Below are 22,602 nucleotides of genomic sequence, written 5' to 3'. Positions count from 1 at the left end.
AGTAGAAACATGCGCGCCGAACGGCTTCTCCGCCTGCTGCTGCACCTGCAGACCCGCGGGCAGTCGACCGTGGATCAGCTCGCGGTCGCACTCGAGGTCTCGCCGCGGACGGTGCAGCGTGACCTGGATGCGTTGAGTCTGGCCGGCGTACCCGTTTACTCGATCCGAGGACGTGGGGGTGGGTGGGCGCTGCTGCCCGACTACCGGAGTCGGCTGACCGGGCTCACGCCGTCCGAGGTGATGTCGGTGTTCGTCGGCGCGACCGCGCACGTACTCGCGGACCTCGGCCTTGATGCGTCGAGCGACCAAGCCGTCGCGAAGCTGATCGCGTCCCTCCCCGAAGGCACCCGCCGGGAAGCCGAGTTCGCTCGTCAGCGCCTGCTCATTGACCACGCCGGATGGGACGACCGCCGCGAAGTTCCCCGCTGGCTGGACCTCTGCCGAGAAGCAGTCTGGAAAGAACGCCGCCTGACCATCACGTACGCCGACAACCCAGCCCCGTTCCCGGTGGCTCCCCTGGGCCTGGTAGCCAAATCCCGCACCTGGTACCTGGTAGCCAACCGCCCCGCCAACCTCTCTGGGCTCGGCCGGCGCGATCCCGGCACCGACGACCGACCAGCGGTTGACTCGCGCGGTCCCACGGTCCTCCGCACCTACCGCCTGGGCCGCCTGACCTCAGCGACGCTCACCGACGACCCCTTCACCAGACCCGCCGACTTCGACCTGGCCACCTACTGGGCCAACTCCCAACGCGAGTTCCGCGAGTCCCGCCCGTCGTACCCGATCGTCCTCCGCGTCCGCGACCACGCCATCCGCCGCTTCCGCCCGACCGCCCCCATGCTCCCCACCGAAGACCCCGACTGGTGGATCATCCACACAGACCTGGAAAACCCACACGAAGCCTGCGCCGCTGTCCTCGCCCAAGCCGGCAACGCCCAAGTCCTATCCCCACCAGAACTAACAACCCTAGTAGCCGAAGCCGCCTGGACCATCTACGAATCCACCACGCGCTGACGCAGACGTTGAAGCGGAACCCACGAGCTCGCTCCCGATCAACTCCCCCGAAGGGGTCCTTGGTCGTCAGACGTTGAAGCGGAACTCCACGACGTCGGCGTCCACCCCAACCCCCCTCGTCTTTTCTTTCAGACGTTGAAGCGGAACTCCACGACGTCGCCGTCCACCCCAACCCCCCTCGTCTTTTCTTTCAGACGTTGAAGCGGAACTCCACGACGTCGCCGTCTTGCATTATGTAGTCTTTGCCTTCCATGCGGACTTTGCCGGCGGAGCGGGCGGCGGTCATGGTGCCGGCGGCGATTAGGTCGTCGTAGGAGACGATTTCGGCTTTGATGAAGCCGCGCTGGAAGTCGGTGTGGATGACGCCGGCGGCTTCGGGGGCGGTGGCGCCGCGCTTGATGGTCCAGGCGCGGGATTCCTTCGGACCGGCCGTCAGGTAGGTCTGCAGTCCCAAGGTGTCGAAGCCGACGCGGGCCAGTACGTCGAGACCCGGCTCGTCGATGCCCATCTCGGTGAGCATCTCGCGGGCCTCGTCCTCGTCGCCGAGCTCGACCAGTTCGGCCTCGAACTTCGCGTCCAGGAAGATCGCCTCGGCCGGCGCGACCAGATCACGCATCTGCTGCTTCAGCGGCTCGTCCGACAACTCGTCGGCGTCGCAGTTGAAGACGAACAGGTACGGCTTGGCCGTCATCAGCATGAGCTCGCGGATCGCGTCCCGGTCGACGTCCGTCGCGATGATCGGCGTACCCGCCTCGAGGTGCTTCTGTGCCTCACGGACCGCCTCCAGGACGACCGCGTTCTCCTTCTTCAGCCGGGCTTCCTTCTCCAGCCGCGGGATCGCCTTCTCGACGGTCTGCAGGTCGGCCAGGATCAGCTCGGTCTGGATGGTGGAGATGTCATCGGCCGGCGAGACCTTGCCGTCGACGTGGGTGACGTCGTCGTCGCGGAACACCCGGGTGACCTGGCAGATCGCGTCCGACTCGCGGATGTGGCTGAGGAACTTGTTACCCAGCCCCTCACCCTCGGACGCACCACGGACGATCCCCGCGATGTCGACGAACTGGACGGTGGCCGGGATCACCTTCGCGGAGTCGTACAGCGCGGCCAGCTTTCCCAGCCGGGCATCCGGTACGCCGACCACCCCGACGTTCGGCTCGATCGTCGCAAACGGGTAGTTCGCGGCGAGCACGTCGTTCTTGGTCAGTGCGTTGAACAGGGTGGACTTGCCCGCGTTGGGGAGCCCGACGATTCCGATGGTGAGTGCCACGGGCGTCAAGACTACGCGGGGTGAGACGCCCAGACCCAATCCAGCTCGGACCAGACCCAATTCAGATCAGGAAGGCTTCAAGTTCAGCGCCGTACCAGCGGCTGGTCCGGCCGATCGGGCGCATGGTCAGCCGGTGACAGACCGCCAGCGAGGCGGCGTTGTCCGGACGAACCACGGCATGGATCTGGCTGAGTCCCGCCGTGAACCCATGCCCGATCGCACCACGCGCCGCCTCCGTCGCCAGCCCGCGACCCCACGAATCCGGATGGAAATGCCACCCGACCTCGACCTCACCCTTGCTCGCCGTACCGTCGGACGGCTCCGGCAGCGGCACGAGCAACACGGTCCCCGCGACGGTGCCCGTCGACCGCTCCTCCACGGCCCAGACGCCGTACGTCGAGTCCTGATTGCGCTCGTTCCACCGCGCGATCACCTTGGTCGCGGCGCCACGATCTGTCATCACCCGTGGCTCCGCACCGAGCCAGCGCGACACCTCCCAGCGCCGGTAGATGTCGAACACCCGGTCCTCGTCCGTGTCCACCCAGTCACGCACCATCAGCCGGTCCGTCTCGTAGACCACCTTCGGATCCATCGCGGCACCTCCCCTGCGACACGACGCTTTCCGTTGATTTAGCTGTCCGAACCAGGCGAGGGCAAGTAACGTCTCCAGTCTGTGACCAGTCGGACGAACAAAGCCGGATTCCCATCACGCTTCGTGTTCGCATGCCTGCAATTACTACGCTTCGGGTGGCTCGAACTGGTGTCCTGCCTGTTCCCGGCCTTCCTGTTCGCCGGTCTCGCGATCTCGAAGTACGTCGACCTCCCGATCGCCCGGTACGACGCTCTGCTGATCTACTGCGTCGTACTGACGTTCCTGTTCTGGGCTGTCCGGTTGGAGACCTGGCGCGAGGTCGCGGTGATCTTCGGCTTCCACCTGATCGGGTTGGGACTGGAACTGTTCAAGGTGCAGATCGGGTCCTGGCAGTACCCGGGTGACGCGGTCACCAAGTTCGCCGGCGTACCGCTGTTCGCCGGCTTCATGTACGCCGCGGTCGGCAGCTACATCTGTCAGGCCTGGCGCCGCTTCGATCTCCGCGTCAGCGGCTACCGCCCACTCCTGACCACACTCCTTGCCGCACTGATCTATGCGAACTTCTTCACCCACCACTGGCTGCCCGACCTGCGCATCCCGATCGCAGTCGGCCTGCTGATCGTGCTCCGTCGTACGTGGGTCTTCTTCACAGTCGGCGTACGGCGGTATCGGATGCCGCTCGCATTGGCGTTCGCACTGATCGGCTTCTTCCTGTGGATCGCGGAGAACTTCGGCACGTTCCTGGATGCGTGGAACTATCCGGACCAGGTCAATGTCTGGCACCTCGTGCACCCGGCGAAGTTCGGTGCGTGGTCCTTGCTGGTCAGCATGAGCTACGTGCTCGTCGCCAGCGTCAAGTCACTGGAAGGCCGCCTGTACCACCGCGGTACGCCCGCCACCGTCGCAACCTCGCAGGCAACGACCATCACCTCGGCCGATCTTGACGCAGCCGAGATCGACACGGTGGACGGCGATACGGCTGAGATCGCACCGCAACATGGGGATGCCAACCAGAGCAGGTAACCGGGCGTCTTTTCTCCTGTGAGGCTCCTTCGGGGGAGCGACTGGGGAACAAACCGCCTGATCTGCAAGGGAGCATCATCATGTCCCGAAAGTTCGCAGCATTCGTCGCGACCGGCGTGGCCGTTGCCATCGTCATCGGCTCGTTGCTCGCTTTGGCACTCGGGCACACGCGGCAACCAAAGCCTGCCGCCGCGACCACGCAGACCTCCACCACGCCGTCGGCAACGCCATCAGTGACACCGACTGAGACGCCCAGCCTGAGCGCACCGCCGTCGACACCGCGCCGTCCGGCGCCGGACCCGACCGCAGCGCTTGCTACGGGCAACAAAAAGGTTCTCTTCCTGAGCTTCGACGACGGGCCCGACCCGTACTGGACACCGAAGGTCCTGCAGATCCTGGCCAAGCACGGCGCGCATGCGACGTTCTTCGAGCTCGGCGCCATGCAATCCGCTCACCCGGGGCTGCGCGAGCAGGTGCTTGCCGCTGGCAACACCATCGGCAGCCACTCGATCACGCACCCGCAGCTGACCGCGATCTCGGCGGCCAAGCGGCACCACGAGATCTTCGACGGACCGAAGTCCACCTGCTTCCGGCCGCCTTACGGTGCGTCCAACCCGAAGGTCCGGGCCGACATCAAGGCCGCCGGCATGGTCCAGGTGCTGTGGGACGTCGACCCGCGCGACTGGGCCCGGCCCGGCACCCAGGCGATCGCGCACAACATCCTCACCCACGCGCACAACCACAACATCATCCTGATGCACGACGGCGGTGGAGACCGCAGCCAGACGGTCGCCGCACTGGACAAGGTCCTCCCGATCCTCAAGGCCCAGGGGTACACCTTCCCCGCCATGAACTGCTCATCCGGTCTGTGACGGTGGCCACCTCCGGGTGTCGGTGTCCTCGACCGCCAGGAACTCCGGCGCGGTGAGCGGACGGACCGAAGCCTCGATCGATTCCATCGCCGTGAGCTCGGCCTCGGTGACATGGAGATCGCGAAGTTTGCGAGCCGTGATGAAGACCCGGCGCTCGAAGGATCCGACCGTACCGTTGTAGGCCTCGACCGCGGAGGTGAGTGAGCGGCCGACCCGCCCGAGGTGCTCACCCATCACGCTCAGGCGCTCGTACAACTCGCGGCCGAGCTCGAAGACCTGTTGTGCGGACTCGGTCAACGCCGACTGGTTCCACGCGTACGCCGCCGCTCGCAAGGTCGCGATCAGCGTCGTCGGCGTCGCCAGGATCACCCTGCGCTCAGCGGCGTACTCGAGCAGGGACGGCTCGGCGTCGAGGGCCGCGGACAGGAACGACTCCCCCGGCACGAACAGGATCACGAACTCCGGCGACGGTGACAGCCGGGTCCAGTACGCCTTCGACGCCAGCTGATCGACATGCGTGCGCAGATGCCGGGCATGCGCGGTCAAGCGCTCCGCTTGGAAGTCGGCGTCATCCGACTCGGCCGCCTCCAGGAACGCCGCCAGCGGGACCTTCGAGTCGACGACGATGTTCTTACCCTCGGCAAGCCTCACCACCAGGTCCGGACGCAGTACGCCGTCCTCGCCGAACGTGGTCGCCTGCTCGGTGAAGTCGCAGTGGGCAACCATCCCGGCCAGCTCGACGGTGCGACGCAGGTGCAGCTCACCCCAGCGGCCGCGGACCTGCGGTTTTCGCAACGCGGTCGACAGGGATGCTGTCTCGCGCCGCAAGGCCTCGCCGCTCATCCGCATCTCGTTGACCTGTTGATGCAGCTGGCTCTGCCACGCCGCCCGGCCCTGCTCGAGCTGATTCAGCTGCAGATGAAGGCGATCCAGCGCCTCCTTGACCACGGCCTGGCCGCCCATCTGCTGCCCGACCGACGTCCGCTCCTGCGTGAGGTCGACGACGCGGTCCTCCGCGGCGTCCCGCTCGGCGGTCACCCGCGCGAGCTGAGCACCGTCGCGACCACGCACCCAGAGCACCCCGAACACCGCGCCGAGCAGCAACCCGATCACGAGGAACAGCAGCACCAGCAACACCGTCGTACCCGTCATGTCACAGATAGTGCCGAAGCCCACCGACAGTTTCCGTTCCCGCCTCGCCGCCACGGTCGGACAGTTTCCGTGGGACCCGCTGTCGGAAAGCCGACAGTAGTGGGCTGTTGACAGTGAGGGGTCAACTCACGCAACGATGAGAGCGCTCTCTTGGGTGGGGGACCTACCAAAGGAGGAACTGTGCGCATCAGACACCGAATGCTGGCGATCGTCGCAGCCGCGGCGAGCGTGGCCGGCGTCCTGACCGCAACCATCGCAGGGGCGGCCCAAGCCGTCCCGGCCACCATTCCGTTGCAGATCACGAACAACTCCGGCCGCGGCGACGCGGTCTACATCTACAACCTGGGCACGAACCTGGCGACCGGGCAGCAGGGCTGGGCCGATGCCGCAGGCAACTTCCATGCCTGGCCGGCCGGCGGCAATCCACCGACGCCGGCGCCGGACGCGTCGATCGCGGGACCGGGCAACGGTCAGTCGCTCACCATTCAGATGCCGAAGTTCTCCGGCCGCGTGTACTTCTCCTACGGCCAGAAGCTCGTCTTCAAACTGACCACGGGTGGCCTGGTGCAACCCGCTGTACAGAATCCGAGCGATCCGAACCGCAACATCCTGTTCCACTGGTCGGAGTACACACTCAACGACAGTGGCATCTGGATCAACAGCACCCAGGTCGACATGGTCTCGGCGCCGTACGCCGTCTCGGTAACGGCCGCCGACGGCAGCACCAAGACCACCGGCCACCTGAAGGCCGGCGGCTACAACGCCCTGTACGACGCGATCCGCGGCCAGTCCGGTGGATGGTCCAACCTGATCCAGACCGCACCCGACGGCTCGGTCCTGCGGGCCTTGTCACCCCTGTACGGCGTTGAGACCGGCGCGCTCCCGGCGAGTGTGATGGACGACTACGTGAACCGGGTCTGGTCGAAGTACAGCAACGAGACGCTCACGGTCACGCCGTTCGGTGACCAGCCGGACATCAAGTACTTTGGTCGCGTTTCCGGCAACGTCATGAACTTCACCAACACCTCGGGCGCCACCGTGACGTCGTTCCAGAAGCCCAACTCGGCCAGCATCTTCGGCTGCGCGGGCTTGCTCGACGCCCCGAACGACCAGGTCCGCGGCCCGATCTCCCGCACGTTGTGCGCGGGATTCAACCGCTCGACGCTGCTGACCAACCCCAATCAGCCCGACCCCAACGACGGCGCCTTCTACCAGGACGCGGTCACCAACCACTACTCCCGCGCGATCCACGCCCAGATGGCCGACGGGAAGGCGTACGGCTTCGCGTTCGACGACGTCGGCAACCACGAGGCCCTGGTGCACGACGGCAACCCGCAGCGGGCCGGGCTGATCCTCGATCCGTTCAACTGAGGCTTGACTCCGCCCTTGGTTAGTGGCACCTTACCGTTCGTGGGGACTTACGGATCACTGCGGGCGGCAGGCCCGGTGCTGGACGCACTGGGTGACCCGACCCGGCGGGTGATTCTGGAGACGCTGCGAACAGACGGGCCCAGCTCGGTCGGCGCACTCGCCGAGCTGGTGCCCGTCAGCCGGCCGGCCATCTCGCAGCACCTGAAGGTGCTCGGGGCGGTCGGCCTCGTGCAGCACGAATCGCGCGGGACGCGGAACATCTACCGCGTCGACCGGGCCGGGCTCGACGAGTTGCGCGACTGGCTCGACCAGTTCTGGGGTGACGCGCTGCAGGCGTACGCCGAGCACGTCCGGCGGACCGAGGAGGAGCGGGGATGAACGTGGATCAAGAGATCGAGCCACTGGTCAAGAAGGTCGTCGTACCGGTGGGGGTGGAGCGGGCCTTCGAGGTGTTCACGGCGGAGATGTCCGCGTGGTGGCCGTTGCCGTCGCACTCGGTGGGTGCGGACAAGGCACGCGAGGTGCGGCTCGAAGGCGCCGTCGGCGGGCGGATCGTCGAGTACGGCGACGACGGCGAGATCTCGTCGTGGGGCACGGTGTCGGACTGGGATCCGCCGAAGTCGGTCAGCTTCACCTGGCATCCCGGCAGCGACCCCCAGCAAGCGGGCCAGGTGACAGTCACCTTCGCGACCGTTGACGACGGCACCGAGGTCGAGCTCGTGCACTCCGGCTGGGAGCGACGCGCAGACGCCGTGCGCGCCCGGGCCGGCTACGACACCGGCTGGGACTACGTGCTCGCCCAGTACGTCAGCGGCACGCGCTAGCGCTCGACGGAGCCGCCGTACACGCCTGATAGTGGGCAGATGGCGAACGCTCCCGTTGATGCTCGCGCCCTCGAGGCCTCGCTGCGGCCGCATGGCGAGTCGGTCATGCTCCCGCGCGAGGCCTACACGGATCCCGCCGTACTCGCCTGGGAACGCCGGCACTTTTTCGCCGGCAGTTGGAGCTGCCTCGGCCGGGTCGACGAGCTGTCCGACGGTACGACGCATCGCGCGGTCACCATCGGCGACATCGCGGTCGTCCTGACGTTCGGGGACAGGCCGCGGGCGTTCGCCAACACCTGCCGGCATCGGGGGCACGAGCTGCTCCAACGCGACGAGACCAGCGACCGGCGAGCCGTGGTCTGCCCGTACCACGGCTGGTCGTACGAGCTCGACGGCGCCGTCAAGGCAGCACCCCGGATGGGCGACACCTTCGACCCCACGCCGTACACCCTGGTCGAGTTGCCCGCGGAGACCTGGCAGGGCTGGCTGTTCGTGAACGCGACCGGTACGGCGTCGTCGTTCGCCGAGCACGTCGGTGGGCTCACCGACCTGGTGGCGCCGTACGCGCCGGAAACCCTTGTTCTGAAGGCACGGCACGCGTACGACGTGGCGTCGAACTGGAAGACGATCGTCGAGAACTACCACGAGTGCTACCACTGCCCGCTGATCCATCCCGAGCTCTGCAAGGTGTCGCCACCGACCTCCGGCGACAACTGGAACCTCCCCGGCGCATGGGTCGGCGGCCTGATGGACCTGCGCGACGGTGTCGAGACCATGTCGCTGGACGGGCGATCGGGCGGGATCCCGTTGCCCGGTGTGGATCCGCGCCGGGTCAACTACCTCGGCCTGTTCCCCAACCTGCTGATCTCGCTGCACCCCGACTACGTGATGACCCACCGCCTCGAGCCCCGTACGCCGGGCCTGACCGCGATCGAGTGCTCCTGGTACTTCCCCGCCGAGGTGACGGATCCGTCGTACGCCGTGGACTTCTGGGACATCACCAACCGCGAGGACTGGGCCGCGTGCGAGTCGGTCCAGCGCGGGGCCGAATCACCGCATTTCCGGCCCGGTCCGTTGGCGCCGGCCGAGGATGCCGTATATCAGTGGGTGACGATGATTGCCCGCGGGTATCTGGGGAAGCCACTCAGCACCTGATATCGCCAGCTCGACGACTCAACCTTTCGTGTTCGTCCGGTCATCTCAGTTTCTGACGGACAAACACTCTGGGAGTTGGGATGGATCCAGGACGTGACCACGAGTTCGCCGAGTTCGTGGACGGCCGCTTCACCGCACTGCAACGGTTCGCCTACCTGCTGACGGGTGAATGGCATCTGGCCGAGGATCTGGTCCAGACCGCGCTGACCAAGGTGTGGTTCCACCGGAACTCGTTACGCAGCGCCGGCGCGCTGGAGAGTTACACCCGGACGGTGATGGTGAACACCAGCACCCAGTGGTGGCGGCGGAAATGGCGTGGCGAAACGCCGACCGAGCAACTACCCGAGCCGCCGGCCCGGGAGCAGTACGACACGATCGACGACCGCGACTTGTTGCTGCGGGCACTCGCCACGCTCCCCCGCCGTACCCGCGCGACGCTGGTCCTGCGGTACTTCGAGGACCTGCCCGAGGCCGAGATCGCCCAGATCATGAGCTGCTCGGTGGGCACCGTGAAATCCAACATCTCCCGTGGACTCGCCAAACTCCGCGAACACGAGCTGATCACCGCATTCCCCACCACGCTCCAGAAGGAGGGCTGACATGACCGAGAATCTCAAACACAAGTTCGAGCAGTTGGTCGCCGATCCGCCACCGCCGAGCGAAGTTCCGAGCCAGGCCGTGTTCGCCCGGGTCCGTTCGGTACGGCGTCGCCGTACCGCCGGCGTGGTGACGCTGGCCGCGGCCGCTGTGATCGCCGTCGCCGTTGCCGCTGGCAACCTCACCGACATCAACAGCGGGCCCCCGGTGACCAACACCCCCAGCGCGCCGACCACGATCATCACCGCACCGCCGACCACCACGCCGACCAGCACACCGTCCACAACCCCGAAGAAGACGGTGGCGGGCACCACATCGTCGACCAACACGACCGGCGCGGCGCACGCCCCGAACACCAACACGACGAACACACCGAACACCAACACCCCCAACACCAAGACCCCGCCGCCGAAGTCCAACACCCCGGTGGCACCTCAGCTCGGGGTGCACGTGAGCCTGAAGCCGACCTTCCAGGGGCGGCTGATGACCATGAAGGTGACACTGACCGGGACCGCGATGGTGCCGATCGGCGACATCGAGGGCGACCCTTTGCGACACGTGATAGGCCGCACCGACACCTCGTTCGGCGACGGCATCACAACCGGTTCCGACGCCGGCGCTGTCAACTGCCCGAACGCGAAGGCCACTGCCAGCGGACCGGACTCGTTCGTCCTGCTGGGCGACTACCAGGGCGGAGGGGCGGGGCCCGCGAAAGCCACCCACACCTACGCGAAGGCCGGCACCTACAACTTCCGCTACACCATCCAATACTGCGGCGCCAACGACTGGGTCTCGGTGACCAGGTCCACGACGGTGACGGTCAAATAGTCCAGGCGTGGTCTGAGGTGCCGATGGTGGGTAGGCCGGCGGCCTTGAGGTCACTGCGGAGTTCGCGAGGCAGAGCGAAAGTCAGGCTCTCCTCGGCCGCGGTGACCTCCTGGACGTCGGCGTACCCGCGCTCGGCCAGCCAGTTCAGCACGTCGCGGACCAGGATCTCCGGCACGCTCGCACCGCTGCTCACGCCGACCGACTCGACCCCGTCGAGCCAGGCTTCGTCGATCTCGGCGGCGTAGTCGACCAGGTAGCCGGCCTTGGCGCCGTGCTCGACCGCGACCTCGACCAGGCGGACCGAGTTCGAGGAGTTGCGGGAGCCGACCACGATCATCAGGTCGACCTCGGCCGCCAGCTTCTTGACGGCGGCCTGCCGGTTCTGGGTCGCGTAGCAGATGTCGTCACTCGGCGGGTCCTGCAGGCTCGGGAACCGCTCCCGCAGCCGCCGTACCGTCTCCATCGTCTCGTCGACAGACAGGGTGGTCTGGGACAGCCAGACGACCTTCTCGGGATCGCGCACCGTCACATTAGGTACGTCGTCAGGCCCGTCGACGAGATGCACGTGCTCCGGCGCCTCACCGCTGGTCCCGACGACCTCCTCGTGGCCCTCGTGACCAATCAGCAGGATGTCGTAGTCGGTGGCGGCGAACCGCTTGGCCTCCTGGTGCACCTTGGTGACCAGCGGGCAGGTCGCGTCGATCGTCTTCAACTGCCGCGCGGCCGCCTCTTGGTGCACCACCGGGGCGACGCCGTGCGCGGAGAAGATCACCGTCTCGCCCTCGGGCACCTCTACGGTCTCGTCGACGAAGATCGCGCCACGCTCCTGCAGCGTCTGGACGACGTACTTGTTGTGGACGATCTCCTTGCGGACATAGACCGGCGCACCGTACAGGTCGAGCGCCTTCTCCACCGCCACGACCGCACGGTCCACGCCGGCGCAGTACCCCCGAGGGGCAGCGAGCAGCACCCGCTTGGTCCGCACCGCGGTCGTCGTACCAGTGTCGTCAGGCTGGGCAGTCACGTCGCCCATGGTACGGGCACGGTACGGGCCGAAATCAGCGTCGCCGGAGCCGGATCACGTGCGAACCCGCTAGTGCGAGCGTGCAGATCGCCACTGCCAGCGCGGCATCACCGAACGAAGTGAGCCCTGGGCGCGGACTGGCCGTGCCGGGCTTTGTGATCAGCATCACGACGATCAAGCCCGCGAGTACGGCGATAGCGCCCGGAATCAGCGTGGTCCGGGCCGGACGGAAACTCGCGTACCCGAGCAGCGCGATCATGCCACCCATCAGCAGTACGCCGAGAATCGCGGGACCGCCGCCGTGCCGGCCGGCCATCTCCCACAACGTGCCGTACTCGACCGGCAGGATCGGCAGGAACGAGATCGCCACCGACACCACGGCGAGTGGCCCGTACAACCGGGCGTAGCCGGCCGCGTCTTCTTCTCTCACGAGCACAGCATGACGACCCGAGGGGTCCAAGAGGCGTCGAGGAGCCGTCCGCCCTGTCCGGACGGCTCCCCCGTGGGAGGTGTTCCAGGACTCAAGTGTGCGGACGAAACGCCTTACCCGCAAAGGATTTTCCAGCTGCGGATGACTTCGAAGTCGTCCGCGGTCAACCCGGTCCGCGCATCGACCCGATGCACCAGCTGATCCGGCCCGGCGAACGCCAGCTGATCCGGCGGCCCCACCTCGTCGTCGACCCAGACGAACGGACGGTCCCCGACCCATTCAGCGACGTACGGCGTCTTCCATGAGCCACGCGGGACCGGCGTACGCGATGGCCAGGTGATGACCGGTAGATCGTTCGGCAATCCCAGCAGGGGTGAGAGAAGGCGGTTGGCGCCGTGTTCCCAACTGGTTGCCCAAACCAGGTCGAAATCCTCAGCCAGCGCAGTGAGTTCCACCCCATGCTGCCGATTCAGCAACACCCGCCAGCTCTTCGGGCCCTCGGTGATCTGGTACCGCTCATACCCAGGCGGAATCCCGTCAGCCCGATGCGGATTCAACGGACCGTCGAAGTCGAGCAGTAACAGCGGGCGCATGGGGTCAAGCATGGCGTGTCCGGGTTTGTCGGTGTGGGGTCGTAGGGTCTGGGGGTGGCTTTGGAGACGTCGGCGGATGCACCCGCGGCCGTTCGCACGATTGCGAACGGTATTGCCAGCTGGATCAACCAGCTCGGTGCCGTGTGGGTTGAAGGGCAGCTGACGGACGTCTCGATCGGGCGCGGTACGACGACGGTTTTCGGGACGCTGCGGGACACGGATGCGGACATCTCGCTCCGGTTCACCTGCAATCGCAGGGTGTTCGAGGCAGTCGATCCACCGGTGACCGACGGCTCCCGGGTCGTCGTGAACGCGAAGCCGAACTTCTTCGCCCGGCGCGGCACGCTCGCGCTCGCGGTCAACGAGATCCGGCACGTCGGCATCGGCGAGCTGCTGGCCCGGATCGAGCGACTGAAACAACTACTCGCGGCCGAAGGGCTGTTCGCGGCGTACCGGAAGAAGAAGCTGCCGTTCCTGCCGCACACGATCGGGCTGATCTGCGGACGCGATTCCGCGGCGGAGCGCGACGTACTGGAGAACGCGAAGCGGCGATGGCCGGCTGTCGCGTTCCGGATCGAGTACGCATCGGTGCAAGGACCTGCGGCGGCCGGTGAAGTGATGACGGCGCTGCGGAAGCTTGACGGTGACGACTCGGTCGAGGTCATCGTGATCGCGCGTGGCGGTGGGTCGCTGGAGGATCTGCTGCCGTTCTCGGACGAAGGGTTGATCCGGGCCGTCTCGCAGGCGAAGACGCCGATCGTGAGCGCGATCGGGCATGAGCCGGATTCACCGCTGCTCGACCTGGTTGCGGATCTGCGCGCGTCCACGCCGACCGATGCGGCCAAGCGGATCGTGCCCGACGTACGCGAGGAGCTGGACGGGGTCCGCCTGCTCCGGGAGCGCGGTCAGCGCGCGATCACTTCTTGGCTGGATCGGGAGATGCACGCACTGGCGGCGATCAGGAGTCGACCTTCGCTCGCCGCTCCGGTGACGGATCTGCAGCGGCGGTCCGACGAGATCGGCGCGCTGATCGACCGGAGCCGGCGGACGCTGACGCATCGCCTGGACCGCGCGAGTGACGACATCACGCACCGGTTGGCGAGCGTACGGGCGTTGTCCCCGAAGGCGACGTTGGAGCGGGGGTACTCGGTGCTGCAACTGGCTGACGGGACCGCCGTACGGGAAGTGGCGCAGGTGGCGGCCGGCGACCTGTTGCAGGCGCGGGTCAGTGACGGCCGCTTCGCGGTCGAAGTCAAGTCCGAGGAGAACACGTGAGCGGCGACCGTCCGGAGATGTCCTACGAGCAGGCCCGCGAGGAGCTCGTCGAGGTGGTCCGCAAACTCGAAGCCGGCGGCACCACGCTGGAGGAGTCCCTCGCCCTGTGGGAACGCGGCGAAGAACTGGCCGCGACCTGCCAGCGCTGGCTCGACGGAGCCCGCGAACGCCTCGCCAAAGCCCAAGCAGCCCACGAGGAAAAGCCCAACTAACCCGGTACGCCGGGTAGGGCCGGGCGCGTCCAGGTAGGGCCGGGTGCGCCGCGATCGGTGGCGGGCTGGCCGTCAGGTCGGCCCGAGCAGGTTGGTGGCGACTGCTTGCAGGCCGCTCTTCATGCGGTCGAGGCTGAAGCCCTGGGTGCGGAGGGCGTTGTGCAGGTCGGCGGCCAGCGGGGCCAGCAGGACGTGGGCGGTGTAGTCCGCGTCGAGCTCGTGGCGGGCCTGCTCGATCAGCATGGCCAGATGGCGGTGCCAGAGGCGGTAGGAGCCGATGCGGTAGCGGGCGCCGTCCGAGGCGTTCTCGCTGTCCATGAAGAGCTCGACGTGGCGATCGAGTAGGTCCAGGTAGGCATCGAGGAACGCCATCACCCGGATCACCGGCGGCGCGCCGGGGCCCAGTGGCGGTGGGCCGGTCAGGATCTTCGCCTGCAGCTCCTGCTCGCGTTCGTCGAGGAGGGCGACCGCCAGGCCGGCGCGGTCACCGAAGCGACGGAAGACCGTGCCCTTGCCGACGCCTGCCTCGGCCGCGATCGCGTCCAGCGAGACGTTCTTCACGCCGTGCTGCGTGAAGAGCTTGTCGGCCGCCTCGAGCACGCGCAGCCGGTTACGCCGGGCGTCGGCGCGTTCCGGGCGCGGTTCGCCGACGACCGGCAGCCCACGAGCCGGGGCCTGTTGTGAAGCGGACTGCGGTCCGGTACTGTCGCTCATAAGACGGACTGTAGTCCGCTAAAGACTCTGGAGGAAGCACATGAGCACCAACCCCGCCCGGATCGCGATCGCTTTCCACTCCGGGTACGGCCACACCGCCAAGCAGGCCGAGGCGGTCGCCGCCGGCGCCGCGTCCGTGCCGGACACGGTGACCGACCTCGTCCCGCTCGACGAGCTGACCGAGGACGTCTGGACCCGGCTCACCGCCGCGGACGCGATCATCTTCGGGGCACCGACGTACATGGGCAGCCCGAGCTGGGTGTTCAAGAAGTTCGCCGAGGAGAGCGTGCGGATCTGGGCCGCCGACCTGGGCTGGCGGGACAAGATCGCCGCCGGGTTCACGAACTCGAAGGCGATGTCGGGCGACAAGCTGAACAGCCTGGTCGATCTGGCCGTGTTCGCCGCGCAGCACGGGATGATCTGGGTGGGACTGGACATCTACCCCGGCTGGGCCGAGAGCACGGCGAGCATCGAGGACCTCAACCGGCTCGGCAGCTGGATGGGCGCAATGGCGCAGTCCGACGCCGACCTGTCCGCCGAGAAGGCGCCGCCGGAGACGGACCTCCGCACGGCCGCCGCGCTGGGCGCTCGGGTCGCGACCGTCACCCACCGCCATCTGCGCGGAGCACTGGCGGCCTGATGGCCTGGATCGTGCTGCTGGTGGCTGCGGTGTTCGAGATCGCGTTCGCCATCAGCCTGAAGCCGAGCGAGGGCTTCAGCCGGCTCTGGCCGACCATCGGAGTCCTCGTGTTCGGTGTCATCTCGGTCGTCCTGCTGGCCAAGACACTGGACCGCCTCCCGGTCGGCACGGCGTACGCGGTGTGGACCGGGCTCGGTTCGGTCGGCGTGGTGACGCTCGGCATCGTCTTGTTCGGCGAGCCGATCACCCTTACCCGCTTGGCCTGCATCGCCCTCATCGTCGCGGGCGTGGTCGGGCTGCGACTGGCGGGATCTAGTGCGTAGAACGGCGGCGAGGGCGGGAGCGAGTGGGTAGCGGGACCGGGTGAGTGTCGACGGGCGGTCCGTCGAAGGCGCCCGGGGTGAAGTGGCCCGGTGCGGGGCTGTAGCCGGAGACCAGCCGGCGGTACTCGTCCCAGGTGCCGGCCCGGGGCGGAACGTTGCCGATGGCATCGACCTGGGTGACCGGGTGGGTGCCGCCGTCGATCAGTTCCCAGAGATCGGCGTCGCTGCGGAGCTGCCGCAGTTCGCCGAACAGCTCCCGTCCGAACCAGCACGGGTGCCCGTGGCCGTCGTCGTACCGGCTGACTCCGATCGGGGTGGCCGGGCCGGCGACCTCGGCCACGAGCGACCACACCGTCGACGATGTCACGCCGGGCTGGTCGCCGAGCAGTACGACGATGCCGTCGGTACGCCGGTCGACCGCGTCCAGCGCGGGCACGATCGACGAGCTGCCGGTGTCCGCGTGCGGTGACTCGACCACGCGAGCGCCTTCGAGATCGACGCGGTCGTGGACCTGCTCGGACGCGGTCCCGAGCGTGACGATGAGCTGGTCGAACCCGCACTCGCGGGCGACGTCTAAGGTCGCGCCGAGCAGAGTCTCACCGTGGTAGGCGAGCAGTTGCCACGGAACGCCAAGATGTGGCGAACTGTCGGCGCCCAGGAGGAGCCCAGTTACGAACATCGACGGATCATCTCCCCGCCCGGGACGGCAGGACCAACTCAGGGCTCCTCGCGCTTTTCCCCGAGCGTGTACAAGCCGAGGTTCGATGGAACCCCGCGCTGGACAGTTGTGTCAACGACCGTCCGGAACCTGGTCAGTAATGTCCGCTGAAATGGTCAGTGCAAGGCTGCGGCAAACGTTTCAAGGGCGGGATATCCGGTGTTTCCGGTCACGATCGTGGTGACTCCGGAACCGACCAGCACCAAGGCGTTCTCGCCCTTGCGGTCGAGCAGGACTTTGCGCTGCCAGGTGACGTTGCCGACGGTCGCCGTACCGTCGTCGGAGGTGCGGCCGAGTTTGTCCGACTGGAATTTGTTCCCGGATACGTTGGACTGCTCGAGGCCGACATATTTCTTCTCGTTGGTGACGGTGCCGAGGTGCCAGGTGATCGGCTGCTGCTCCGGGGCCCGGAATTCCACGCTGGTCGCAGACCATCCGGACGGCATCGGCTCCGGGCCACGCACCCAGGGCGCGACCTTGCGGGCGTCCTGGAGCTGGGCGGTGTACTCGATCGCGCGGACCTTCTCCGCCTTCGGCCGCCAGGTGACGATCATCAGGAACGCGACCACGACGAAGCAGGCCAGCAGCGCCCAGACCATGTTGGTCAGCGTGCGCGCCTTGGCCCGGTCCTTGCGGTTCTGCTCCCGGTAAGCGATCGCCTCGGCACGCGCGCGAGCCTTCTCCCGCGCCTCGGCGTCACTGGAAGCGCCCTGACCTGTCGTACTCATGCCACGAGTGTCCCATCTCGCTGAAAAGGCCCGAGAGGGTGTGCCGGGGATCGCGCTGAGGCGGTTGGCTACGATCCGTTGGCATGAGCGAGCCGACCACGTCACCTGCGCATCTGGAAAAGCTCGCGGTCGATCCGGTCGACGCCCGATGACCGCACCTGTCCTCGTCATCGGCGAGGCTCTCGTGGACATCGTCGTACCGGCGCCGCGCGTTCCCCGGAACGGGAACGGCAAGAGCAGCGCTGCGCCCGGCGGGTTCGCGGCCAATGTCGCGGTCGGGCTGGCGCGACTCGGCGTACCGACCGAGCTGGTGGCCCGGTTCGGCACCGACGCGTACGGCGATCAGCTCGGCGCACACCTGTTCGGGAACGGGGTGCAGCTCGCACCCGGCTCGGTCGACCCGGGCTCCCGGACCAGCACCGCGACGGCGACCCTCGACGTGGACGGCGTCGCGTCGTACCAGTTCGACATCACCTGGGACCCGCCGGCGATGTCACTGCCGCGCAAGTGCCCGGCGATCCACACCGGTTCGATCGCGACCATGCTCGAGCCGGGCGCGACGGCGATCCGCGAGTTCCTCGAATCGGTCGTCGATCAGCCGGTCACGGTGACGTTCGACCCGAACGCCCGACCGTCCATCACCCCGGATCCGGTGCCGGCGTGGGCCACCGTACGGCGGTTGGCCGCGCTGTCCGACCTGGTGAAGCTGAGTGACGAGGACTGCCGGTTCTTCCGGCCCGGAGCCTCGCCGGACGAGATCGCGGCCGAGTTGCTGACGGCGGAGCGGACCAAGTGTGTGGTGATCACCCTCGGCGGGGACGGCGCGATCGGCGTCACCCGGGACATCCGGGTCGAGGTGCCGGCGCCGGCGATCGAGGTGGTCGACACCGTCGGGGCGGGCGACTCGCTGATGGCGGCGCTGATCGCGGGCCTGAACAAGCGCGGTCTGCTCGGCGCCAAGCGACTGGCCGGTTTGACTGACGATGACCTGCGGAACGTGGTGGACTACGCGGTGAAAGCAGCCGCGATCACCTGCACCCGGCACGGCGCCGACCCGCCGACCGCGGCCGACCACCTGGCGAAGTGGGGTTCATGACGGTGTCCGTGGAGACCTGGACCTCCCAACTGGAGTCCAAAGGGCGGGTGGTGTTCCTGCCCCGGCGTGGACGGCTCGCGATCCGGCTGCTCGGATTCGTCGTACTGCTGGCCCTGTCCATGTGGACGAACCTCGATCACATCCGCGCGGGCGACATGTCCGGCGCGCTGGGCGTCTTCCGGCTGACGGCGCTGGCGGCCTTCGTCTACGGCACCGCGTGGACGTTGTGGCAGCTGATCGCGAACCGGCCGGTCGTCACGATCGACGCCGACGGCATCACCCGTGGCCGCAGCCTGCAGTGGTCCGGGATCAACCGGATCGACGACCCGGCCGGCGTACCCGGGTTCCGCACCGTCCTGGTCCGTCCGGCCGACCGCCGGGCCCGCCCGATCACCATCCCGCAGGACAACGTCGAGGATCTCGACGCACTGACGCCCTGGCTCCGGTCCTTGATGGACGAGCACCAGGGCTAGATCAGACTGCTCCGGACCGCGCTGAGGTGTTCGCGGGAACGGGTCGCGGCGAGGTCAGGATCGCGAGCACGGATCGCGTCGGCGATCGCCTCGTGGGCGGCCTGGTCGTGGCGGTGCCGGTGCTGCTCGTCGAGCTTGAGCATGTCGATCATCGCCCGCCGGATCCGCGGCACGAACGTGTCGAACAGCTCGGTCAGTACGGCGTTGTGCGCAGCCGTCACGATCGCCCGGTGGAAGGCCAGGTCGGCCTCGACATACCAGTCGTCCGGTGACTTCTCCGACGCCCGCTTCCGGTCGGACAGGGTGTAGCGGAAGTTCTTCAGATCAGCCGGCGTACGACGGGATGCGGCGAGGCGAGCCGCCTCGGTCTCGATCGCGAGCCGGCCCTCCAGTACGTCGGTGATGTCCGCCCGGCGGAGCACCTTGTCCCAGTCCTCCGCGGCCTGGTGCGCGATCACGAACACGCCCGCGCCCTGGCGACTCTCGAGCACCCGACGGCCGGCCAGCTCACGGACCGCCTCGCGGATCGTCGACCGGCCGACACCGAGCTCCGCGGCCAGCGTCGTCTCGCCGGGAAGCTTGCCGCCGAGGGCCCATTCGCCGCTGCCGATCCGCCGAAGGAGCTCTTCGGCAGCCTGCTCGGCGAGGGGGTGACGGCGAATCATGCGAGCCAGTCTAGAGGGATCGAAGTTGTCAGCTTGTCTGAGGAGTTGTAGCGTAGCTCGCATGTCCGCAGCACTTCTCCTTCTTGGCCGCCACGGCGGGAGCTGATCCGATCGGCGCTCCCCCCGTGGAGTGCCGTCGTCCGCCGGTCCCCCTTGGAACGACCGAAGGATCAGTCATGGACTGGAATCGTCAACAGCGCTCTCCCATGCCCAGCCACCGGTACGGCGACATCTTCACCAAGGTGCCGGTCGCCCCGGTCGACCGCGAGTGGCCGGACCGCCGGATCACCACCGCGCCGCTGTGGGTCCCCGTCGATCTCCGCGACGGCAACCAGGCACTGGCCGAGCCGATGGATCCCGAACGCAAGCGCGCGTTCTTCGAGCTGATGGTTGCCATCGGCTACAAAGAGATCGAGGTCGGGTACCCGTCCGCCTCACAGACCGACTTCGACTTCGTCCGGTTGCTGGCGACCTCGGACCTGGTGCCTGACGACGTCACGATCGTCGTGTTCACACCGGCGCGGCGCGACCTGATCGAGCGGACGGTCGAGTCCGTCGCGGGGATGCGCGGTCAGGTCGTGATCCACATGTACGCCGCCACGGCTCCGGTGTGGCGGGACGTCGTACTGCGTCGTACCCGGGACGAACTCGCGTCGATGATCTATGCCGGCGCGGAGGACATTCTCGAGCTGGCCGGGGACTCGGTGCGGTTCCAGTTCTCGCCCGAGGTGTTCAACCTGACCGAGCCGGACTTCGTGCTGGAGCTGGCCGACCAGCTCACCAAGCGGTGGGACGCGACGCCCGAACGGCCGGTGATCCTCAACCTGCCGGCCACGATCGAGGCCGCGACGCCGAACGTGTACGCCGACCAGATCGAGTACATGCACAAGAACTTGCCGCGGCGCGACGGCGTGATCCTGTCGGTCCACCCGCACAACGACCGCGGGACCGGGATCGCCTGCGCGGAGCTCGCCGTACTCGCGGGTGCGCAGCGGGTCGAGGGATGCATCTTCGGCAACGGTGAGCGCACCGGGAACGTGGACATCGCCACGCTCGCGCTGAACCTGCATGCGCAGGGCGTGGACCCGATGATCGACTTCTCCCAGATCGACCGGATCCGGGAGGTGGTCGAGCACTGCACCAGGATGCCGATCCATCCACGGCATCCGTACGTCGGAGAGCTCGTCTACACGGCGTTCTCCGGGACGCATCAGGACGCGATCCGGAAGGGGTTCGCCGTACAGGGCTCCGGGGCCTGGGAGGTGCCGTACCTGCCCATCGATCCGGCCGATGTGGGGCGCGGGTACGAGGCGGTGGTCCGGGTCAACAGCCAGTCGGGTAAGGGTGGGATCGCGCACGTACTGGAGTCTGTGTACGGCGTCACCCTGTCGCCGGACCAGGAACGGACGTTCGCCCAGCACGTACAGCGGCACACGGACGGGACCGGGCGGGAAGCGAGCGCGGAGGAGCTGAAGACGTTGTACGAGGAGGTTTACGGGTGCTCGAACTGAAGGACGTCGACTTCGTCCGGGACGGCAAACTGCTGCTCGGCGGGGTGTCGTTGACGGTCGGCGAGGGCGAGCGGTGGGCGCTCCTCGGGCCCAACGGGGCGGGGAAGAGCACGCTGCTCAACCTGTGTGGCGCGATCACCCATCCGACTCGCGGCACCGTCGAGATTCTCGGCCGGCGGCTCGGTACGGTCGACATCCGCACGCTGCGGGAGTCGATCGGTCACGTCAATCCGCGGCACCCGCTGCGCTCGCCGCTGAGCATCGTGGACATCGTCCTCACCGGGCTGACTGGGACGATCGAGCTCATGCCGCGCTGGGAGGCGACGCTCGCGCAGCGATCCCGCGCGCTCGAGCTGATCGACCTGCTAGGGATCAGTGCCCTCGCCGCTTCGCCCTGGACCACGCTGTCCCAGGGCGAACGCGGCCGGGCCCTGATCGCCCGGGCGCTGATCTCCGACCCGCAACTCCTGCTCCTGGACGAGCCGTCCACCGGTCTCGACGTGGCAGCCCGCGAACAACTGCTCGAAACCCTCGACCAGATCCACGTCTCGCATCCCCACCTGGCCTGGCTCCTCGTCACCCATCACCTCGAGGAACTCCCCACCTGTACCACCCACGCAGCCCTCCTCCGCGAGGGCCGCGTCCTAGCAGCAGGCCCCGCCGACGAAGTCCTCACCACAGACCTCATCTCGCAGACCTTCAACCACCCCATCCAAATAACCCACACCGCCGGCCGCTGGACCGCCTCCGCCAGGGTCAGGTGAGGCCGAGGCGTTTGGAGAGGCGGGGGCCTCGTTTGATTTTGATTTCGCCGAGGATGGCGGTGCCGCGGATGTGGAAGGTTTTGGGGCGGGCGGCGGGCGAGTTGGGGTCGGGGACGGCGCCCAGGCCGGCTTCCTGTTCGGAGACGGACCCGAGGATCGGGTTGCTGTCGAGCAGGACGATCGCGTTCTGCGGGACGCGGATCTTTACGTCGGCCAGGATGCTCTTCACGTCGACGTGGATGTCGTCGAACGGGATCTGGGCCTCGGTGTAGTCGAGGGTGACGTCGCCGAGGACCGCGTTGATCTCCTGGCGCTGCGGCACCGTCCAGTTGCCCATGCGCTTGCTCTCCGACATGAACACGTTGACGACCGGGCCGGTCTCGACCAGTGCGCCGCTGTACTGCGGGGTCGTCGCCGGGACGCCGGGTGCGTTCAGACCGTTCGGCAGGTCGGTGGTGAGCTCGATGAGTTCGCCGTACGTCTTGGAGGAGTAGAGCTTCTCCAGCCGCTCCTCGAGCTCGGCGTACGACAGCCGGCCCTCGCCCGCGGCCTCGCGCAGTACGTCGCCGACCTCCTCGCGCTCGAGGTCGGACACCCGGCGCCGCAACGCCAGCTCGTCACCCGACAGCGGTGCGCGGGCGACATCCTGCGGTCGATTCTCCTGGGGAACCTCATCCTGGGCCACGCCAAAACCATACGCGCGCCCCGGCCCGCCCGCAGACCGTTAACTCCCCCATTCAC

At 67.6% G+C, this 22,602-nt stretch carries 28 protein-coding genes; 17 read left to right on the top strand and 11 right to left on the bottom strand.

Features of this window, described 5'->3' with window-relative positions; translation table 11 throughout:
* Positions 1-9: 9 nt before the first annotated feature.
* Positions 10-1,014, top strand: a complete 1,005-nt coding sequence (locus AB0L70_RS33335) for a WYL domain-containing protein (RefSeq protein ID WP_363690770.1) — start codon at positions 10-12, stop codon at positions 1,012-1,014.
* Positions 1,015-1,204: 190 nt separating this feature from the next.
* On the opposite strand, the gene ychF is transcribed toward AB0L70_RS33335, so the two are convergent.
* Positions 1,205-2,281, bottom strand: a complete 1,077-nt coding sequence (ychF, locus tag AB0L70_RS33330; protein WP_363690769.1) for a redox-regulated ATPase YchF — start codon at positions 2,279-2,281, stop codon at positions 1,205-1,207.
* 61 nt (positions 2,282-2,342) lie between these two features.
* Complete coding sequence (locus AB0L70_RS33325) at positions 2,343-2,873, bottom strand: GNAT family N-acetyltransferase (protein ID WP_363690768.1); 531 nt, start codon at positions 2,871-2,873, stop codon at positions 2,343-2,345.
* 81 nt (positions 2,874-2,954) lie between these two features.
* Between AB0L70_RS33325 and AB0L70_RS33320 the strand changes: the two genes are divergently transcribed.
* Together AB0L70_RS33320 and AB0L70_RS33315 are read left to right on the top strand one after the other, a co-directional pair.
* Positions 2,955-3,896, top strand: coding sequence for a DUF817 domain-containing protein (locus AB0L70_RS33320; RefSeq protein WP_363690767.1), 942 nt, complete (start codon positions 2,955-2,957; stop codon positions 3,894-3,896).
* Between the two features lie 80 nt (positions 3,897-3,976).
* Entirely contained in the window at positions 3,977-4,768 is a 792-nt protein-coding gene (locus tag AB0L70_RS33315; RefSeq protein WP_363690766.1) for a polysaccharide deacetylase family protein, read from the top strand.
* Here AB0L70_RS33315 and AB0L70_RS33310 read toward each other — a convergent pair.
* Positions 4,754-5,920, bottom strand: a complete 1,167-nt coding sequence (locus AB0L70_RS33310; RefSeq protein ID WP_363690765.1) for a DNA recombination protein RmuC — start codon at positions 5,918-5,920, stop codon at positions 4,754-4,756. The genes AB0L70_RS33315 and AB0L70_RS33310 overlap by 15 nt on opposite strands.
* A 180-nt stretch (positions 5,921-6,100) precedes the next feature.
* On the opposite strand from AB0L70_RS33310, the gene AB0L70_RS33305 reads away from it, so the two are divergent.
* From AB0L70_RS33305 to AB0L70_RS33280, 6 genes are all read left to right on the top strand, one after another.
* Entirely contained in the window at positions 6,101-7,291 is a 1,191-nt protein-coding gene (locus tag AB0L70_RS33305; RefSeq protein ID WP_363690764.1) for a glycoside hydrolase family 64 protein, read from the top strand.
* 39 nt (positions 7,292-7,330) lie between these two features.
* Positions 7,331-7,669: a metalloregulator ArsR/SmtB family transcription factor gene (locus AB0L70_RS33300; RefSeq protein ID WP_363690763.1), complete on the top strand. Its 339-nt coding sequence runs from the start codon at positions 7,331-7,333 to the stop codon at positions 7,667-7,669.
* Positions 7,666-8,115: an SRPBCC domain-containing protein gene (locus AB0L70_RS33295; RefSeq protein ID WP_363690762.1), complete on the top strand. Its 450-nt coding sequence runs from the start codon at positions 7,666-7,668 to the stop codon at positions 8,113-8,115. Before AB0L70_RS33300 ends, AB0L70_RS33295 begins: the two co-directional genes overlap by 4 nt.
* Before the next feature lie 39 nt (positions 8,116-8,154).
* Positions 8,155-9,270 (top strand): aromatic ring-hydroxylating dioxygenase subunit alpha, encoded by a 1,116-nt coding sequence (locus AB0L70_RS33290; protein ID WP_363690761.1) that lies wholly within the window; start codon positions 8,155-8,157, stop codon positions 9,268-9,270.
* An 80-nt stretch (positions 9,271-9,350) separates the two neighbouring features.
* Positions 9,351-9,869, top strand: coding sequence for a SigE family RNA polymerase sigma factor (locus tag AB0L70_RS33285; RefSeq protein ID WP_363690760.1), 519 nt, complete (start codon positions 9,351-9,353; stop codon positions 9,867-9,869).
* Position 9,870: 1 nt separating this feature from the next.
* Positions 9,871-10,695 (top strand): hypothetical protein, encoded by an 825-nt coding sequence (locus AB0L70_RS33280; protein ID WP_363690759.1) that lies wholly within the window; start codon positions 9,871-9,873, stop codon positions 10,693-10,695.
* Here AB0L70_RS33280 and AB0L70_RS33275 read toward each other — a convergent pair.
* The 3 genes from AB0L70_RS33275 to AB0L70_RS33265 form a co-directional block, all read right to left on the bottom strand.
* On the bottom strand, positions 10,688-11,728 hold the full coding sequence (locus tag AB0L70_RS33275; RefSeq protein ID WP_363690758.1) for a 4-hydroxy-3-methylbut-2-enyl diphosphate reductase: 1,041 nt from the start codon (positions 11,726-11,728) through the stop codon (positions 10,688-10,690). The genes AB0L70_RS33280 and AB0L70_RS33275 overlap by 8 nt on opposite strands.
* A 25-nt stretch (positions 11,729-11,753) precedes the next feature.
* Positions 11,754-12,149: a hypothetical protein gene (locus tag AB0L70_RS33270; protein WP_363690757.1), complete on the bottom strand. Its 396-nt coding sequence runs from the start codon at positions 12,147-12,149 to the stop codon at positions 11,754-11,756.
* Positions 12,150-12,262: 113 nt separating this feature from the next.
* A complete protein-coding gene (locus AB0L70_RS33265; protein WP_363690756.1) occupies positions 12,263-12,742 on the bottom strand; it encodes an HAD domain-containing protein in 480 nt (159 codons plus the stop codon).
* 54 nt (positions 12,743-12,796) lie between these two features.
* Here AB0L70_RS33265 and xseA point away from each other — a divergent pair, with 54 nt between their 5' ends.
* Complete coding sequence (xseA, locus tag AB0L70_RS33260) at positions 12,797-14,017, top strand: exodeoxyribonuclease VII large subunit (RefSeq protein WP_363690755.1); 1,221 nt, start codon at positions 12,797-12,799, stop codon at positions 14,015-14,017.
* 17 nt (positions 14,018-14,034) lie between these two features.
* Positions 14,035-14,229 (top strand): exodeoxyribonuclease VII small subunit, encoded by a 195-nt coding sequence (locus AB0L70_RS33255; RefSeq protein ID WP_363690819.1) that lies wholly within the window; start codon positions 14,035-14,037, stop codon positions 14,227-14,229.
* Between the two features lie 72 nt (positions 14,230-14,301).
* Here the strand turns inward: AB0L70_RS33255 and AB0L70_RS33250 are convergent, their stop codons facing one another.
* Positions 14,302-14,943: a TetR/AcrR family transcriptional regulator gene (locus tag AB0L70_RS33250; RefSeq protein WP_363690754.1), complete on the bottom strand. Its 642-nt coding sequence runs from the start codon at positions 14,941-14,943 to the stop codon at positions 14,302-14,304.
* 40 nt (positions 14,944-14,983) lie between these two features.
* On the opposite strand from AB0L70_RS33250, the gene AB0L70_RS33245 reads away from it, so the two are divergent.
* Positions 14,984-15,583, top strand: a complete 600-nt coding sequence (locus AB0L70_RS33245) for a flavodoxin family protein (protein ID WP_363690753.1) — start codon at positions 14,984-14,986, stop codon at positions 15,581-15,583.
* Positions 15,583-15,906 (top strand): multidrug efflux SMR transporter, encoded by a 324-nt coding sequence (locus AB0L70_RS33240; protein ID WP_363690752.1) that lies wholly within the window; start codon positions 15,583-15,585, stop codon positions 15,904-15,906. The genes AB0L70_RS33245 and AB0L70_RS33240 overlap by 1 nt, the downstream gene beginning before the upstream one ends.
* Here the strand turns inward: AB0L70_RS33240 and AB0L70_RS33235 are convergent.
* Entirely contained in the window at positions 15,896-16,585 is a 690-nt protein-coding gene (locus AB0L70_RS33235) for a nucleotidyltransferase family protein (protein WP_363690751.1), read from the bottom strand. The two genes, AB0L70_RS33240 and AB0L70_RS33235, sit on opposite strands and share 11 nt — an antisense overlap.
* A 155-nt stretch (positions 16,586-16,740) precedes the next feature.
* Entirely contained in the window at positions 16,741-17,352 is a 612-nt protein-coding gene (locus AB0L70_RS33230) for a DUF4245 domain-containing protein (RefSeq protein ID WP_363690750.1), read from the bottom strand.
* Positions 17,353-17,500: 148 nt separating this feature from the next.
* On the opposite strand from AB0L70_RS33230, the gene AB0L70_RS33225 reads away from it, so the two are divergent.
* Complete coding sequence (locus AB0L70_RS33225) at positions 17,501-18,448, top strand: carbohydrate kinase (protein WP_363690749.1); 948 nt, start codon at positions 17,501-17,503, stop codon at positions 18,446-18,448.
* Positions 18,445-18,921 (top strand): hypothetical protein, encoded by a 477-nt coding sequence (locus AB0L70_RS33220; RefSeq protein ID WP_363690748.1) that lies wholly within the window; start codon positions 18,445-18,447, stop codon positions 18,919-18,921. The genes AB0L70_RS33225 and AB0L70_RS33220 overlap by 4 nt, the downstream gene beginning before the upstream one ends.
* Here the strand turns inward: AB0L70_RS33220 and AB0L70_RS33215 are convergent.
* Positions 18,918-19,586 (bottom strand): FadR/GntR family transcriptional regulator, encoded by a 669-nt coding sequence (locus AB0L70_RS33215; protein WP_363690747.1) that lies wholly within the window; start codon positions 19,584-19,586, stop codon positions 18,918-18,920. The genes AB0L70_RS33220 and AB0L70_RS33215 overlap by 4 nt on opposite strands.
* Positions 19,587-19,762: 176 nt before the next feature.
* Here AB0L70_RS33215 and AB0L70_RS33210 point away from each other — a divergent pair, with 176 nt between their 5' ends.
* Both AB0L70_RS33210 and AB0L70_RS33205 read left to right on the top strand, forming a co-directional pair.
* Positions 19,763-21,097 (top strand): 2-isopropylmalate synthase, encoded by a 1,335-nt coding sequence (locus AB0L70_RS33210; RefSeq protein WP_363690746.1) that lies wholly within the window; start codon positions 19,763-19,765, stop codon positions 21,095-21,097.
* On the top strand, positions 21,085-21,861 hold the full coding sequence (locus AB0L70_RS33205; RefSeq protein ID WP_363690745.1) for an ATP-binding cassette domain-containing protein: 777 nt from the start codon (positions 21,085-21,087) through the stop codon (positions 21,859-21,861). The genes AB0L70_RS33210 and AB0L70_RS33205 overlap by 13 nt, the downstream gene beginning before the upstream one ends.
* Here AB0L70_RS33205 and AB0L70_RS33200 read toward each other — a convergent pair.
* A complete protein-coding gene (locus AB0L70_RS33200; RefSeq protein ID WP_363690744.1) occupies positions 21,854-22,546 on the bottom strand; it encodes a DUF1707 domain-containing protein in 693 nt (230 codons plus the stop codon). The two genes, AB0L70_RS33205 and AB0L70_RS33200, sit on opposite strands and share 8 nt — an antisense overlap.
* Between the last annotated feature and the right edge of the window lie 56 nt (positions 22,547-22,602).

The organism is Kribbella sp. NPDC051952 (assembly GCF_040680855.1).
GTDB lineage: Bacteria > Actinomycetota > Actinomycetes > Propionibacteriales > Kribbellaceae > Kribbella.
The sequence above is the reverse complement of the archived record's forward strand: the minus strand, read 5'-3'. Positions and strand labels throughout refer to the sequence as shown.